Source organism: Noviherbaspirillum denitrificans (assembly GCF_002211445.1).
Taxonomy (GTDB): Bacteria; Pseudomonadota; Gammaproteobacteria; order Burkholderiales; family Burkholderiaceae_D; genus Noviherbaspirillum; species Noviherbaspirillum denitrificans.
Window position 1 is genome coordinate 219,210 of the sequence record NZ_LSTO01000002.1, and the last position, 14,307, is coordinate 233,516.

The 14,307-nt window shown below is 62.9% G+C and carries 13 protein-coding genes; 9 read left to right on the forward strand and 4 right to left on the reverse strand.

From position 1 onward, the window contains the following. Positions 1–242 precede the first annotated feature (242 nt). Complete coding sequence (locus AYR66_RS24535; protein ID WP_088710177.1) at positions 243–584, reverse strand: hypothetical protein; 342 nt, start codon at positions 582–584, stop codon at positions 243–245. Then, on the reverse strand, positions 581–2,947 hold the full coding sequence (lon, locus tag AYR66_RS24540) for an endopeptidase La (protein WP_088710256.1): 2,367 nt from the start codon (positions 2,945–2,947) through the stop codon (positions 581–583). The genes AYR66_RS24535 and lon overlap by 4 nt, the downstream gene beginning before the upstream one ends. A gap of 169 nt (positions 2,948–3,116) precedes the next feature. Between lon and AYR66_RS24545 the strand changes: the two genes are divergently transcribed. Continuing rightward, complete coding sequence (locus AYR66_RS24545; protein WP_088710178.1) at positions 3,117–3,716, forward strand: type 1 glutamine amidotransferase domain-containing protein; 600 nt, start codon at positions 3,117–3,119, stop codon at positions 3,714–3,716. Here the strand turns inward: AYR66_RS24545 and AYR66_RS24550 are convergent. Both AYR66_RS24550 and AYR66_RS24555 read right to left on the reverse strand, forming a co-directional pair. Further along, on the reverse strand, positions 3,713–4,456 hold the full coding sequence (locus AYR66_RS24550; protein ID WP_088710257.1) for an MgtC/SapB family protein: 744 nt from the start codon (positions 4,454–4,456) through the stop codon (positions 3,713–3,715). The two genes, AYR66_RS24545 and AYR66_RS24550, sit on opposite strands and share 4 nt — an antisense overlap. 58 nt (positions 4,457–4,514) lie before the next feature. Further along, the gene (locus AYR66_RS24555; protein ID WP_088710179.1) at positions 4,515–5,201 is read right to left on the reverse strand and encodes a Crp/Fnr family transcriptional regulator; all 687 of its coding nucleotides are present in this window, start codon (positions 5,199–5,201) and stop codon (positions 4,515–4,517) included. Positions 5,202–5,416: 215 nt separating this feature from the next. Between AYR66_RS24555 and AYR66_RS24560 the strand changes: the two genes are divergently transcribed. From AYR66_RS24560 to AYR66_RS24595, 8 genes are all read left to right on the forward strand, one after another. Continuing rightward, positions 5,417–7,372, forward strand: coding sequence for an AMP-dependent synthetase/ligase (locus tag AYR66_RS24560; RefSeq protein ID WP_088710258.1), 1,956 nt, complete (start codon positions 5,417–5,419; stop codon positions 7,370–7,372). Position 7,373: 1 nt separating this feature from the next. Further along, a complete protein-coding gene (locus AYR66_RS24565) occupies positions 7,374–8,162 on the forward strand; it encodes an ABC transporter ATP-binding protein (RefSeq protein WP_088710180.1) in 789 nt (262 codons plus the stop codon). Positions 8,163–8,296: 134 nt separating this feature from the next. Beyond that, positions 8,297–9,199, forward strand: coding sequence for a branched-chain amino acid ABC transporter permease (locus AYR66_RS24570; protein WP_088710181.1), 903 nt, complete (start codon positions 8,297–8,299; stop codon positions 9,197–9,199). Positions 9,200–9,260: 61 nt separating this feature from the next. Then, positions 9,261–10,319, forward strand: coding sequence for a branched-chain amino acid ABC transporter permease (locus AYR66_RS24575; RefSeq protein ID WP_088710182.1), 1,059 nt, complete (start codon positions 9,261–9,263; stop codon positions 10,317–10,319). A 55-nt stretch (positions 10,320–10,374) separates the two neighbouring features. Further along, positions 10,375–11,676 (forward strand): ABC transporter substrate-binding protein, encoded by a 1,302-nt coding sequence (locus AYR66_RS24580; RefSeq protein ID WP_088710183.1) that lies wholly within the window; start codon positions 10,375–10,377, stop codon positions 11,674–11,676. Positions 11,677–11,800: 124 nt separating this feature from the next. Beyond that, on the forward strand, positions 11,801–12,646 hold the full coding sequence (locus AYR66_RS24585) for an ABC transporter ATP-binding protein (RefSeq protein WP_088710184.1): 846 nt from the start codon (positions 11,801–11,803) through the stop codon (positions 12,644–12,646). A 35-nt stretch (positions 12,647–12,681) separates the two neighbouring features. Further along, positions 12,682–13,041, forward strand: a complete 360-nt coding sequence (locus AYR66_RS24590; RefSeq protein WP_088710185.1) for an MmcQ/YjbR family DNA-binding protein — start codon at positions 12,682–12,684, stop codon at positions 13,039–13,041. A gap of 10 nt (positions 13,042–13,051) precedes the next feature. Further along, complete coding sequence (locus tag AYR66_RS24595) at positions 13,052–14,299, forward strand: phenylacetate--CoA ligase family protein (RefSeq protein ID WP_088710186.1); 1,248 nt, start codon at positions 13,052–13,054, stop codon at positions 14,297–14,299. Positions 14,300–14,307 lie beyond the last annotated feature (8 nt).

Genomic DNA, 14,307 nt, shown 5'->3' on the forward strand with positions numbered 1-14,307 from the left:
CGATGGTGACCGTCCCCTTGATGCTGTGCACGCCGTTCTTCATGCCGGTGTGCTTCGCAGCCAGCGCCGCCTGCAACAGCCCCATCATGCCGCCGGCGCCGAGCGCACCCGCTGCGAGCAGGCGCAGCGTCGAACGCCGGGCCAGCTTCGTCCGGTTCTTTTCCATGCATCCCCTCCCTTCGCGGTAACCGTTTCTTTACGGACATTCTATCGGTTCACGCAGTGATGGGAAGAGGCAATTGTTACTCGTCGCGCTGCCTGTCGCGCGAAGAGGACAGCAGCGGTGCGAACAACATGCGCGTAAAGCCGGCAAGCTGGCCGAGGAAGTAAGCCTGCGCCTCGCCCATCATCCGGTTGTACGCCTGGCGGTCGACGGTGCCCTCGCATTCTTCGGACTTCAACCGTCCGTCCTCGTAGCGGGTTTCGCGCATCCTCACGTGCAGGTTGCCGCCTTCCGAAAAGATTTCGGTCGAGGAATAGCGAAAGGTAAAGAATCCCTGCGGCGCTTTCCATGGTGTGCCGGCACGCGGTTCGGCAAGCGCGTCGCTGACGCTCGTACGCACCCTGTCCAGTTCCTTGCTCATTCCTTACCTCCGATTGTCGGGTTGCAGATGGCTTCTCGCAGCGCATCGTCGACTGTTTCCAGCCACACGAAACGCAGCGCCTTGCGTGCCTCTTCGGGAATGTCGTCGAGTTCCTTGCGATTGCGTGCGGGAAGCATCACCACGCCGACGCCGGCCCGCAGTCCGGCCAACACCTTTTCCCTGACGCCGCCGACCGGGAGCACCAGTCCGCGCAAGCTGATCTCGCCGGTCATCGCGCAGTCGTTGCGCACCGGCCTTCCACGCACCAGCGAGGTCAGCGCGACATACATTGCCACGCCGGCGCTGGGCCCGTCCTTGGGCATGGCACCCGCCGGCACGTGCACGTGGATGTCATTCCTGTCGAAGACATCTGCATTGACGCAGAGTTCTTCGCAGTGCGCCTTGAGCAGCGTCAGCGCCGCTTGCGCGCTTTCCTTCATCACGTCGCCGAGTTGCCCGGTAAGAATGAGCTTGCCGCTGCCGGGCGTGCGGCTTGCCTCGATGAACAGGATGTCGCCGCCGGACGGCGTCCACGCCATTCCGGTCGCTACGCCGGGCAGGCTGGTGCGCAGCGCGGTCTCGCTTTCGAATTTCCGCGGGCCAAGGATTTCCGCGAGCGCGCCTTCGCCGATGCGCAAGGGCTGCGTCCAGCCTTCCGCGATGCGCATCGCCGCATGCCGGAATACATTGCCGATCTCGCGCTCGAGGTTGCGCACGCCCGCTTCGCGGGTGTAACCGCGGATCAGCGCAAGCAGCGCATCCTCGCCTAGTTCGCACTGCGACGCGGCGATGCCGTCGGCATCGCGCTGCCGAGCCACCAGGAAGCGGCGTGCAATCTCCAGCTTTTCCTCTTCGGTGTAGCCGGGCAGGTGCAGCACTTCCATGCGGTCCTGCAGCGCAGCGGGAATGGTGTCGAGCACGTTGGCGGTGCCGATGAACATCACCTTCGACAGGTCGAAGGACTGGCCGAGGTAATTGTCGCGGAAGCTTGCGTTCTGCTCCGGATCCAGCACCTCCAGCAGCGCGGCGGCGGGATCGCCGTGCACGCCCGCGCCCAGCTTGTCAATCTCGTCCAGCATCAGCACGCAGTTGCGCGTGCCCGCCTTGCGGATCGCCTGGATGATGTTGCCCGGCATGGCGCCGACATAGGTGCGGCGATGGCCGCGGATTTCCGCTTCGTCGTGCACGCCGCCGAGGCTGACGCGCGCGAACTTGCGGCCGGTGGCGCGCGCGATGCTCTGGCCGAGTGACGTCTTGCCGACGCCCGGCGGACCGACGAAGCAGAGGATGGGGCTCTTGCCCTGCGGGTTCAGCTTGCGCACCGCGAGCGTTTCAAGGATGCGGCGCTTGACCTTGCCCAGCCCGAAATGGTCTTCATCGAGAATACGGCGCGCCGCGGCAATGTCGATGCGCTCTTCCGTCATCGTCGCCCATGGCAGCTCGCTCATCCATTCGAGGTAGGTGCACTGCATCGCATACTCGGCCGACGCTTCCTGCATGCGCTCCAGCCGCTGCAGTTCCTTGCGCACATGATTCTCGATCTCTTCCGGCATGCCGGAGCGGGCGATTGCGTCCTCGATCTCACGCACATCGCTGTTGCCGCCCTCGGCCTCGCCGAGTTCGTGACGGATGGTCTTGATCTGCTCGCGCAGCAGGAATTCGCGCTGGCGGTCGTCGATGCGTTCCTGCGTCTGTTCGTTGATCTCCTGCGACAGGCGCAGGACGGCGATGCGCCGCACGAGGTGGTCGAGCAGCTTGTCGATGCGGCTGTGGAGGTCGATGGTTTCGAGCAGATCCTGTTTCTGCGGCAGCGGCAGGTCGATGAAACCGGCGACGAAGTCGGCCAGCGCGGCAGCCGATGCGATGTTGTCGGCGGCGCTCGCCAGTTCGGCCGGCGCCTGTGGCAGCAGGCCGATGATTTCCGCCGTCTTTTCCTTGAGCTGGATGAAGCGCGCCTGGATCTCCGGCGATTGTTCCTCGGCATCGTCAATCTGTTGCACCCGCGCTGCATGGAAAGGGTAGCCGTCGACGAACTCGAGTATGCGGAAGCGGCGTTCACCCTGGCAAACCAGGTAGTTGGTGCCATCCTGGCCGCTGATGTAGCGCAGCACGGTGGCAACAGTGCCGGTGCGGTACAGCTGCCCGGGTTCCGGCGCCTCCACCTCGGCGTCGTGCTGCAGCAGCAGGCCGACCTGGCGCTCGCTGCGCATCGCTTCCTGCGCGGCGGCAATGGAGCAGGCGCGGCCGAGGCTGATGGGCGCGATCATGCCCGGAAACAGCACGAGGTAACGCAGCGGCACCAGCGGCATGACATCAGCCGGAAGGCCGGTCAGGACCGGTACGCCGCTATCGGGGGCATTCATGATGACGCTTTCTGGTCCATGCATTCGCCGGGTTCCTGGTTGCCGATGCCGATTTTTCAGGCATTGGACATGGGCGCGATATTACCGTTCCTCATCTGCGGCAAGGAAAAGGCGTCAGAACTTAAGCCATCGCGCCAAAGTCGAAATGCGCATCTGAGAAAGGAAAGTTATGGACAACCAGACTCTGCCCGGCCTGCATGTGGCCGTCCTCCTGACCGACGGCTTCGAACAGGTCGAATTCACCGAACCGCGCAGCGCGCTCGAACAGAACGGCGCCATCGTCAAGATCATCTCCGGCGCGCGCGGAAAGGTGAAGGGCGTGCATCACGGCGCGCCCGGCGATGACTTCAATGTCGATGCCACTTTCGATGAAGCCGATCCCATGGATTTCGATGCGGTGCTCCTTCCGGGCGGCAAGGAAAACGGCGACCGCATTCGCGGCGTATCGGCCGCGCAGGATTTCGTGCGGCACATGGATGAAGAAGGCAAGCCGATTGCCGCCATCTGCCACGGCTCGTGGCTGCTCGCCTCTGCCGGCCTGGCGCAGGGCCGCACGCTGACCAGCTGGCCGTCGATCCAGGACGATCTCCGCAGCGCCGGCGCCAACTGGGTCGACGAGGAAGTGGTGGTGGACAGGAACCTCGTGACCAGCCGCAAGCCAGAGGACATTCCCGCATTCAACGAAAAGATGGTCGAGGCGTTTTCCTGGCGGATGAATGCCAACCCGGGGACACAGGCGGAAAGGGCGAGCGCGGGGCCGTCGAGTTAGTTTCGAGCGTGCGACAATTGGAAACTGTCCACGCCTTCCAACTCCACCAGATCGCGTGACAGCGCGCTGATGCGCGTGCCGCTGGTGCGATTGAAGGCCACTGCGACGAACTGCCATTCCATCTTTCCTTCGTGCAGTCCGACCACGATCGAGCCGCCGGCCAGTTCGTAGCCGTTCTTCAGCATGCGCTCTTGCACCACCTTCTCGTCCGGCATATGGCCCGGCTTGAACGATAGAGAAATGGCGATCGCGGGACGGGATGGCAGCCGCCGGGAAAACTTGGCGACGGACACCATGCACACCGCGGACATGATGGCCAGCAGGATGGCGGCGAGGTAAAAACCGACACCGACCAGGATGCCGGTCACCGACGCCGCCCAGATGGACGCCGCGGTCGTCAGCCCGCTGATGTTGAAGCCTTCCTTCATGATCACGCCGGCGCCGAGGAAGCCGATGCCGGTGACGATGCCCTGGATGATGCGGGTGGGATCGGCGCCGTTGCTGACGGCGACCTGGCCGCCGTACCATTCATGCGGATAGCCGGCGATGACGACCAGTGCTGCCGAGGCCATGCAGACCAGGCCATAGGTGCGCATGCCGGCCGCGCGCCCGTGATAGAAACGTTCGTAGCCGACCAGGAACCCGAGCAGCAGGGCGCCGGTCAGGGTGAGGAAAACAATGACATTGCTCTCCAGAACCGGCCCGGTCCAGAACGCGCGCAGCGCTTCCTGCGTAAGCATGGTCATCCCTTTCTTCTTTGTCGATTGATCCCGTTGCCTGCGCTCCGGCGCGACGGCGTCACATGCGGAAACGCCGCAGGCCGTCGAGGTCCAGGATCTGTATGCCGCCGTAATCGACCTTCAGCAAGCCTTCCTTTTCCAGCACCTGCAGCGCCTGGTTCGCCCGCTGGCGCGAAGCGCCGGACAGGTAGCCGATTTCTTCCTGCGAAATCTGCAGCAGGGGATCGGTGCCGGGATAGAGATGGGAATTGAACAGCGCGGCCAGGCAGCGCGCGACGCGCGTGTCCACATCCAGCAGGCGGTCGAACTCCACCATGCCGATGAACTGGCCCAGTCTTTCGTTGAGCTGCATCAAGAGGAAGCGCGTAAACGGCAAGCTATTATCCAGCAGCCACATGAAGGTCTTGGCAGGCATGCGCGCGATGCGGGTGTCGCGCAATGCCACGACGTCGTACTTGCGCGTTTCCTGCTTGAGCAGCGTGCCTTCGCCGAACCAGCCGCCTTTCGGCACACCGGTGAAGGTCACCGATTTTCCCTCGGGGGAGAGGTTGTTCATCTTGACGAGGCCGTCGATGACACCGATCCAGGCATCGACCATCTCGCCCTTGCGGCAGACATAGCCGCCCTTCGGGACAAACTGTTCGACGGTGTCGGCTTCCACGCGCGCCAGCTGTTCCGGGGTCAGGTCGCTTGCCCAGATTGTGTGGCGCAGTACCTCTTTGAATTCGGGCTTCTCGGACGTCATTGTGCGGCGCACCAACGAAATTTTATATTTATGGGGGATTGTCAGTCAGATGACAGCGCACGCGAGTACAACTGTCTAGTATCCTGACTAACAATAACGGAGACATTGTAAGCCCTTATCTGTGCCGGGGATACCCCGAAGCACGAAGGCTTGCACGCCCACGCAGGCGCTCCGGTCCCTACAAGACGGTTAGACCTGTTAAAGAGAGTGGGATGATGGTAGAGACGACAAACAAGGGTGAACGCACGTTCCCCCGCTTGCTCCTGCAGCACGCGCAACAACGCCCCGGCAAGCCCGCCTTCCGCGAGAAGGACCTCGGCATCTGGCAAACATGGAACTGGAAAGACGTCGCTGAAGAAGTGCGCGCGCTTGCCTGCGGTCTTGCGGCCATGGGCTTCAAGCGCGGCATGAACCTGGCGATCATCGGCGACAACCGGCCGCGCCTGTACTGGTCGATGGCCGCCGCGCAATGCCTCGGCGGCGTCGCGGTTCCCCTGTACCAGGATGCGCCGGCCGCCGACATGGCCTATGTGCTCGACGATGCGGAGATCGACTTCGCCATCGTTGAAGACCAGGAGCAGGTCGACAAGCTGTTCGAGATCAAGCAGGGCCTGAACCGCATCTCGCACATCATCTACGACGACCCGCGCGGCATGCGCCACTACAAGCAGAAGGAACTCGCATCCTTCGAAAAGGTGCAGGAGCTCGGACGCGCGTTCGACCAGTCGAACCCGGACTTCTTCATGAAGGAAGTCAACGCCGGCAAGACGAATGACACCGCCGTCATGCTGTACACCTCCGGCACCACCGGCAAGCCCAAGGGTGTTTGCCAGACGCACGGCTCTTTCATGGCTGCGGCCGAGGGCGGCGTAGGCTTCGACAAGCTGCATGCCGACGACGACATCCTGTCCTACCTGCCAATGGCGTGGGTGGGCGACCACCTGTTCTCCTTCGCACAGCAGATGGTGGCGGGCTTCACCGTGAACTGCCCCGAGTCGGGCGACACCGTGATGACCGACATGCGCGAGATCGGCCCGAGCTACTACTTCGCGCCGCCGCGCGTGTTCGAGAACATGCTGACCACCGTGATGATCCGCATGGAAGACGCGAGCGCACTCAAGCGCAAGATGTTCCACCACTACATGGATGTCGCGCGCCGCGTCGGTTCCGACATCCTCGACGGCAAGCCGGTCGGCTTCATGGACCGCCTCAGCTACGCGCTGGGCAACATCCTTGTCTACGGTCCGCTGAAGAACGTGCTCGGCCTGACCCGCGTGCGCGTCGCCTATACCGCAGGTGCGGCGATCGGCCCGGACCTGTTCCGCTTCTACCGCTCGATCGGCGTCAACCTCAAGCAGCTCTACGGCTCCACCGAGACCTGCGCGTATGTCTGCCTGCAACCAGACGGCAACATCAAGTTCGACAGCGTCGGCCTGCCGGCGCCGGGCGTCGAGGTCAAGCTGGCCGACAATGGCGAAGTATTGGTCAAGTCCGAGGCGATGCTCAAGGAATACTACAAGCGTCCGGATGCGACGGCCGAAGTCATCGACAGCAACGGCTACTTCCATACCGGCGACGCCGGCATCTTCGACGAGGAAGGTCACCTGAAGATCATCGACCGCGCGGCCGACGTGGGCAAGATGACCAGCGGCGAGATGTTCGCGCCGAACTACATCGAGAACAAGCTGAAGTTCTTCCCCTTCATCAAGGAAGCGGTCGCCTTCGGCCACGAGCGCGACATGGTGTGCGCCTTCATCAACATCGACATGGAAGCCGTCGGCAACTGGGCGGAACGCCGCGGCATTGCGTACGCCGGCTACACCGACCTGGCGGCCAAGCGCGAAACCTATGAACTGATCGCCGAGTGCGTGGAAAAGGTCAACGCCGACCTCGCCACAGAGGCGATGATGTCGGGCACGCAGATCCATCGCTTCCTGGTGCTGCACAAGGAACTCGATCCGGACGACGACGAGCTGACCCGTACCCGCAAGGTGCGCCGCCGCTTCGTCGCCGACAAGTACAAGGTGCTGATCGATGCCCTGTACACCGGAAAGATGTCGCAATACATCGAGACGCAGGTGAAGTTCGAGGATGGCCGCAAGGGCTTGGTGTCCGCCGACCTGCGCATCGTGGATGTGAAGACCTATGACGCACTGAAGAAGGCCGCCTGACATGAACGAGAATCGCAAAATCGGCGACGTGATCCTGGACCTCCAGAACATTTCGCTGTCCTTCGGCGGCGTCAAGGCGCTCACCGACATTTCCTTCAACGTGCGCGAGCACGAGATCCGCGCGATCATCGGCCCCAACGGCGCCGGCAAGAGCTCCATGCTAAACGTGATCAACGGCGTGTACCGCCCGCAGCTGGGTGACATCATGTACCGCGGCAAGCATCGCAAGGACATGGACACCTACGCCGCGGCCAAGAGCGGCATCGCCCGCACCTTCCAGAACATCGCGCTGTTCAAGGGCATGTCCGTGCTGGACAACATCATGACCGGCCGCAACCTGAAGATGCAGACCAACTTCCTGCTGCAGGCGCTCTACTGGGGCCCGGCGCAGAAGGAAGAGATCGCGCACCGCAGGAAGGTGGAAGAGATCATCGACTTCCTCGAGATCCAGCACATCCGCAAGACCCCCGTCAGCCGCCTCCCGTACGGCCTGCAGAAGCGCGTCGAACTCGGCCGCGCCCTCGCCGCCGAACCGGAAATCCTGCTGCTCGACGAACCGATGGCCGGCATGAACGTGGAAGAGAAGCAGGACATGTGCCGCTTCATCCTCGACGTCAACGACCAGTTCGGCACCACCATCGTACTGATCGAGCACGACATGGGCGTGGTGATGGACATTTCCGATCGCGTCGTCGTGCTGGATTACGGCAAGAAGATCGGGGATGGCACGCCGGACGAGGTACGGAGCAATCAGGATGTGATCAACGCCTACCTGGGCGTGGCGCACTAACAGACACTCCTCCTCCTTCAAGGGGGAGGTCGGGAGGGGGATGGGTTTCCCCAATACATAAAGAACAGAAACCCATCCCCACCCTAACCCTCCCCCCTTGAAGGGGAGGGAACCTGACAGAGGGTGAATCAAACATGGAACTCAGTTTCTTCTTCGAAGTTTTGATCGGCGGCCTGCTCGCCGGCGTCATGTACGCGCTGGTGGCGCTCGGCTTCGTGCTGATCTACAAGGCCTCCGGCGTCTTCAACTTTGCGCAGGGCGCGATGGTGTTCTTCGCCGCGCTCACCTGCGTCGGCCTGATCGACAAGTTCGGCGTGCCGCTGTGGGTCGCGATCCCGCTGACCATGGGCGCGATGGTGCTGCTCGGCCTCGCGACCGAACGCATCGTGCTCCGCCCGCTGGTTGCGCAGCATGAAATCACGCTGTTCATGGCCACCATCGGCCTGACCTTCTTCGTCGAAGGCCTGGCGCAGCTGATCTGGGGCGCGGAAGTGCGCCGCCTCGACATCGGCATCGAAGACGTGCCGATCATGTACCTGCTGGACAACTTCAACATCTCGATTTCGCAATTCGACGTCACCGCGGCAGGCATCTGCGCCATCCTCGTGACTTGCCTCGCACTGTTCTTCTCCAAGACCAAGATCGGCCGCGCGCTGCGCGCCGTGGCGGATGACCACCAGGCCGCGCTGGCCGTCGGCATTCCGCTGCAACAGATCTGGGGCATCGTCTGGGCAGTGGCGGGTTTCGTGGCGCTGGTGGCGGGCTTGCTGTGGGGCGCGCGTAACGGCGTGCAGTTCGCGCTGACCTTCGTGGCGTTGAAGGCATTGCCGGTGCTGATCCTCGGCGGCTTTACTTCGGTGCCGGGCGCGATCCTCGGCGGCCTGATCATCGGCGCTTCGGAAAAACTGGCCGAGGTGTACATCGGTCCGATGGTGGGCGGCGGTATCGAAGGCTGGTTCCCGTACATCCTGGCGCTGCTGTTCCTGCTGGTGCGTCCGGAAGGGCTGTTTGGCGAGAAGATCATTCGAAGGATTTAACTTTGGCTTACTCCTTCCCCTTCAAGGGGAGGGAGAACATCAGAGAATACAGAGGCTACATATGTTCTACCGCGAAGCAGGTCAATTCAAACCCACCTACCAGGCCGACAACCAGATCTTCCCGATCCGGCAAGACCGTCTCGGCATCTACGCACTGCTGGCGTTCGCCTTCATCGTCGTGCCGCTGTTTGCGTCGCCGTACACGTTCTCGGCGATCCTGATCCCGTTCCTGATCTTCTCGCTCGCCGCGCTCGGCCTGAATATCCTGACCGGTTACGCAGGCCAGCTCTCGCTCGGTACCGCGGCGTTCATGGCGGTCGGGGCATTTGCTTCATACAACTTCGTGCTGCGCATCCCCGGTATCCCGATCCTGGTGGCGTTTGCCCTCGGCGGCTTGTGCGCGGCAATGGTTGGCGTCGCGTTCGGCCTGCCCTCGCTGCGCATCCGCGGCTTCTACCTCGCTGCCGCAACGCTGGCGACCCAGTTCTTCGTGGTGTGGTGCCTGACCAAGATCGGCTGGTTCACCAACTACAGCTCCTCCGGCGTGATCACCGCGCAGCAGATCACCATCCTCGGCTATGAGTTCAACACGCCGGGCAGCAAGTACCTGCTGACCTTGTCCATTGTTTGCGTGATGGCCCTCATGGTGAAGAACATGGTGCGCAGCAATGTCGGCCGCTCCTGGATGGCCGTGCGCGACATGGACGTGGCGGCCGAGGTGATCGGCTTCCGCCTGATGCGCACCAAGCTGCTCGCGTTCGCGGTGAGCTCGTTCTATTGCGGCGTCGCCGGCGCGCTCTATGCGTATGCCTACCTCGGCACCGTGGAGCCGGAAGCCTACAGCCTCGACCTGTCCTTCCGCATCCTGTTCATGATCATCATCGGCGGCGTGGGCACCATCATCGGTTCCTTCTTCGGCGCAGCCTTCATCGTGCTGTTGCCGATCATGCTGAACATTATTGCCCACACCTTTGGGCTCCCCACTTCGGTTGCGTCGAACCTCGAACTGATGGTGTTCGGCGCCCTCATCATTTTCTTCCTGATCGTCGAGCCGCACGGCCTGGCCCGCCTGTGGCAGATCGCGAAGGAAAAACTGCGGTTATGGCCATTTCCGCATTGAAGCACTGCAGCACCCACAACTAGTTGTCATTGACGTCACAAATTAGGAGGAGCACATGAAGTTGATCAAATCAGTCCTGCTTGGCGCAGCGCTGGCTGGGACCGTCGGCGTTGCCGTCGCCCAGGAGCAATACATTCCCATCCTGTCCTATCGCGTCGGCCCCTATGCCGCAGGCGGATCCGGCTTCTTCGGCGGATCGATCGACTACTTCAACCTGATCAACGCCAACGGCGGCATCAACGGCGTCAAGCTCAAGTGGGAAGAGTGCGAAACCGAATACAACGCATCGCGCGGCGTCGAGTGCTATGAGCGCCTGAAGTCGAAGAACGGCGGCGCCGGCCTGGTCGAGCCGCTCTCCACCGGCATCGCCTACGGCATCCTGGACCGCGTGGCGCAGGACAAGATCCCGATGACCACCCTCGGCTATGGCCGCTCCGATGCCGCCAACGGCAAGGTCTTCCCGTACGTCTTCCCGCTGATTACCTCCTACTGGAACCAGGCTGCCGCGATGACCGCCTACCTGGGCAGCAAGGAAGGCGGCATGGACAAGCTCAAGGGCAAGAAGATCGTCCACCTCTACCACGACTCCGCCTTCGGCAAGGAGCCGATCCCGGTTCTCGACGCGCAGGCAGCGCAGTACGGCTTCGAGCTGATCAAGATTCCCGTCGCCCACCCGGGCAACGAGCAGCAGTCGCAGTGGCTGCAGATCCGCCAGGCCAAGCCGGACTACGTGATCCTGTGGGGCTGGGGCGTGATGAACGCCGTGGCTATCAAGACTGCGCAGCGTAACGGCTTCCCGCGCGAAAAGATCCTCGGCGTGTGGTGGGCAGGTTCGGAGGAGGACGTGATCCCGGCAGGCGACGCCGCCAAGGGTTACACCACGATGACCTTCAACACCCCGGGCAACTACCCGGTGCTCGACGATATCCGCAAGAAGGTCTATGACGCCGGCAAGGGCAACCTCGACGACAAGACCCGCGTCGGTTCCGTGTACCACATGCGTGGCGTGACCGCCGCGATCCTGTGGACCGAAGCGATCCGCAAGGCGCAGGAAAAGTTCGGCAAGGGCAAGGTCATGACCGGCGAGCAGATTCGCTGGGGCATGGAAAACCTGAACGTCGACGAAGCACGCCAGAAGGCGCTCGGCGTGCTCGGCATGTTCCCGCCGGTCAAGACTTCCTGTGAAGACCATGAAGGTTCGGGCGCCGTGAAGGTGCAGCAGTGGAACGGCACGAAGTGGGTGCCGATCACCCCGAACTGGGTCACCGGCGACAAGGCGCTGACCAAGAAGCTGATTGACGAATCCTCGGCCAAGTACGCCGCCGAGAAGAAGATCACCCCGGCCTGCGCGAGCTAAGCAGACGAGTGCGGGGGCCGCTCCCCATCCGGGAGCGGTCTCACGCGAGGGCTCGCCACCATGAGCCCTTGCGTGAGATGTACGAGATGCACAACAAGCTGAACCCGATTCGAGAAGAGACACCATGACAACGCAAACCGTAGCGCAGGCCGCACCCGCGGCGAATGGACAGCCTTACCTCTCCGTCAACAACATCGAAGTGATCTACGACCACGTGATCCTGGTGCTGAAGGGCGTATCGCTGCAGGTCCCGCAGGGCAAGATCGTGGCGCTGCTGGGCGCGAACGGCGCGGGCAAGTCGACCACCATGAAGTCGATCTCCACGCTGCTGCGCGGCGAGCGCGGCGACGTCACCAAGGGCAGCGTCGAATTCAAGGGCGAGCGGGTGGACCAGCTGACGCCGAACGAACTGGTCAAGCGCGGCCTGTCGCAGGTGATGGAAGGCCGCCACTGCTTCGGCCACCTCACCATCGAGGAAAACCTGCTGACCGGCGCCTATACGCGCAAGTTGTCGCGCACGGAGCTGAAGGACCAGCTGGAGATGGTGTACCACTATTTCCCGCGCCTGAAGCAGCGCCGCACCTCGCAGGCCGGCTACACCTCCGGCGGTGAACAGCAGATGTGCGCGATCGGCCGCTCGCTGATGGCCAAGCCCTCGATGATCCTGCTGGACGAACCGTCGATGGGTCTCGCACCGCAGATCGTGGAAGAGATTTTCGAGATCGTGAAGGATCTCAACAGCAAGGAAAACGTGTCCTTCCTGGTGGCCGAGCAGAACACCATGGTCGCGCTGCGCTATGCGGACTTCGGCTACATCCTGGAGAACGGCCGCGTCGTGATGGAAGGCGCCGCATCCGACCTGGCGACGAATGAAGACGTGAAGGAATTCTATCTCGGCGTGTCGGGCGCGGGACGCAAGAGCTTCCGCGACATGAAGTTCTATCGCCGCCGCAAGCGCTGGCTGGCGTGATCCGACGGGTGCGCATGACGCATCCTGCATGAGAGATGAATTACGCAAAGCTCGTTGCCCATTGCAAGACGCTTCCGCACGTGGAGTGGGAGCGCAAGTGGAGCAATACGCTGGCGTTCATGGTGTCGCGCAAGATGTTCGCGCTGTTCATCCTTGACGAAAAAGACAAGCCGACCGACCTGTGGTGCAAAGTCGATGACGACGTATTCCTGTCCTATACCGGCCAGCCCGGCATCCGTCCCGCGCCTTACCTGGCGCGCGCGAAGTGGATTGCGATGGCGCCGCAGGCGATGAGCGACGCCATGGCCCGGGAAGTCCTGGGCCGGGCACGCGACCTGATTTTTTCCAAACTCCCCAAGCGCACGCAGCGCGCATTGCTCGCACAACACGCATAGGCATCCCATCATGACCGACTATCTCGACTCCCTGGAAACCCGCGACCCCGCGCAGCGTGAACGCGACCTGATGGCAAGCCTGCCGGCCCTGATCGCACGCGCCCAGGCCGCACCCGGCTGGGCACGCATCCTCAAGGGCGTGAACGCATCCGACATCACGTCGCGCGCCGCCCTCGCGCAATTGCCGGTCACGCGCAAGTCGGACCTGAAAGACCTGCAGCATGCGGATGCGCCCTTTGGCGGTTTGACGAGCACACCGGCGCGCCAGTTGCGCCACCTGTTCATGTCGCCCGGCCCGATCTTCGATCCGGAAGGCACAGGTGAAGACTGGTGGCGTTTCGCGCGACCGATGGCCGCGGTCGGCCTGCGCAAGGGGCACATCATCCAGAACTGCTTCTCCTACCACTTCACACCCGCTGCCTTCATGGCGGAAGGCGGCGCCGCGAAACTCGGCTGCCCGGTGATCCCCGCGGGTATCGGCCAGACCGAGATGCAGGTGCAATCGATGGCGGAGCTGAAGCCGGATGCCTACATCGGCACGCCGTCCTTCCTCAAGATCATCATCGAGAAGGCGCGCGAAATGGGTGCGGACATCAGCAGTGTGCAGCGCGCCGTGGTCGGCGCCGAAGCGCTGCCGCCTTCGCTGCGCAAATGGCTACAGGACAACGGCGTGCCGAACGTGCTGCAGATGTATGGCTCGGCCGACATCGGCAACATCGCGTATGAAACGCAGACCGATGGCCAGGTGAATCCCGGCATGGTTCTCGACGAAGACCTGATCCTCGAGATCGTGCGTCCCGGCACCGGCGATCCGGTGGCGGATGGCGAAGTGGGCGAAGTCGTCATCACCTCCTTCAACCCCGACTACCCGCTGGTGCGATTCGGCACCGGCGACATGTCGGCCGTGCTGCAGGGCGTTTCTCCCTGCGGCCGCACCAACACCCGCATCAAGGGATGGATGGGCCGCGCCGACCAGACCACCAAGGTGCGCGCCATGTTCGTGCATCCGTCGCAGGTGGCGGAGGTGGTCAAGCGCTATCCGCAGATCGCCAAGGCGCGCCTCGTCGTGACCGGCGAGATGGCCAACGACGTGATGACGCTGCATTGCGAGGTGGACGATCCGGCAACGGTCATGGCGGATTCGGTCGTCGAGACGATCCGCGACATCACCAAGCTGCGCGGCGAAGTGAAGCTCGTCGGCCGCGGCTCGCTGCCGAACGACGGCAAGGTGATCGAAGACGCCCGCAAGTACGAGTAGGCGAAACG

Coding starts and splice junctions, on each gene's coding strand:
- AYR66_RS24535 (WP_088710177.1), bottom strand. CDS start 584: ATGAGCAAGGAACTGGACAGGGTGCGTACGAGCGTCAGCGACGCGCTT.
- lon (WP_088710256.1), bottom strand. CDS start 2,947: ATGAATGCCCCCGATAGCGGCGTACCGGTCCTGACCGGCCTTCCGGCT.
- AYR66_RS24545 (WP_088710178.1), top strand. CDS start 3,117: ATGGACAACCAGACTCTGCCCGGCCTGCATGTGGCCGTCCTCCTGACC.
- AYR66_RS24550 (WP_088710257.1), bottom strand. CDS start 4,456: ATGCTTACGCAGGAAGCGCTGCGCGCGTTCTGGACCGGGCCGGTTCTG.
- AYR66_RS24555 (WP_088710179.1), bottom strand. CDS start 5,201: ATGACGTCCGAGAAGCCCGAATTCAAAGAGGTACTGCGCCACACAATC.
- AYR66_RS24560 (WP_088710258.1), top strand. CDS start 5,417: ATGGTAGAGACGACAAACAAGGGTGAACGCACGTTCCCCCGCTTGCTC.
- AYR66_RS24565 (WP_088710180.1), top strand. CDS start 7,374: ATGAACGAGAATCGCAAAATCGGCGACGTGATCCTGGACCTCCAGAAC.
- AYR66_RS24570 (WP_088710181.1), top strand. CDS start 8,297: ATGGAACTCAGTTTCTTCTTCGAAGTTTTGATCGGCGGCCTGCTCGCC.
- AYR66_RS24575 (WP_088710182.1), top strand. CDS start 9,261: ATGTTCTACCGCGAAGCAGGTCAATTCAAACCCACCTACCAGGCCGAC.
- AYR66_RS24580 (WP_088710183.1), top strand. CDS start 10,375: ATGAAGTTGATCAAATCAGTCCTGCTTGGCGCAGCGCTGGCTGGGACC.
- AYR66_RS24585 (WP_088710184.1), top strand. CDS start 11,801: ATGACAACGCAAACCGTAGCGCAGGCCGCACCCGCGGCGAATGGACAG.
- AYR66_RS24590 (WP_088710185.1), top strand. CDS start 12,682: ATGAATTACGCAAAGCTCGTTGCCCATTGCAAGACGCTTCCGCACGTG.
- AYR66_RS24595 (WP_088710186.1), top strand. CDS start 13,052: ATGACCGACTATCTCGACTCCCTGGAAACCCGCGACCCCGCGCAGCGT.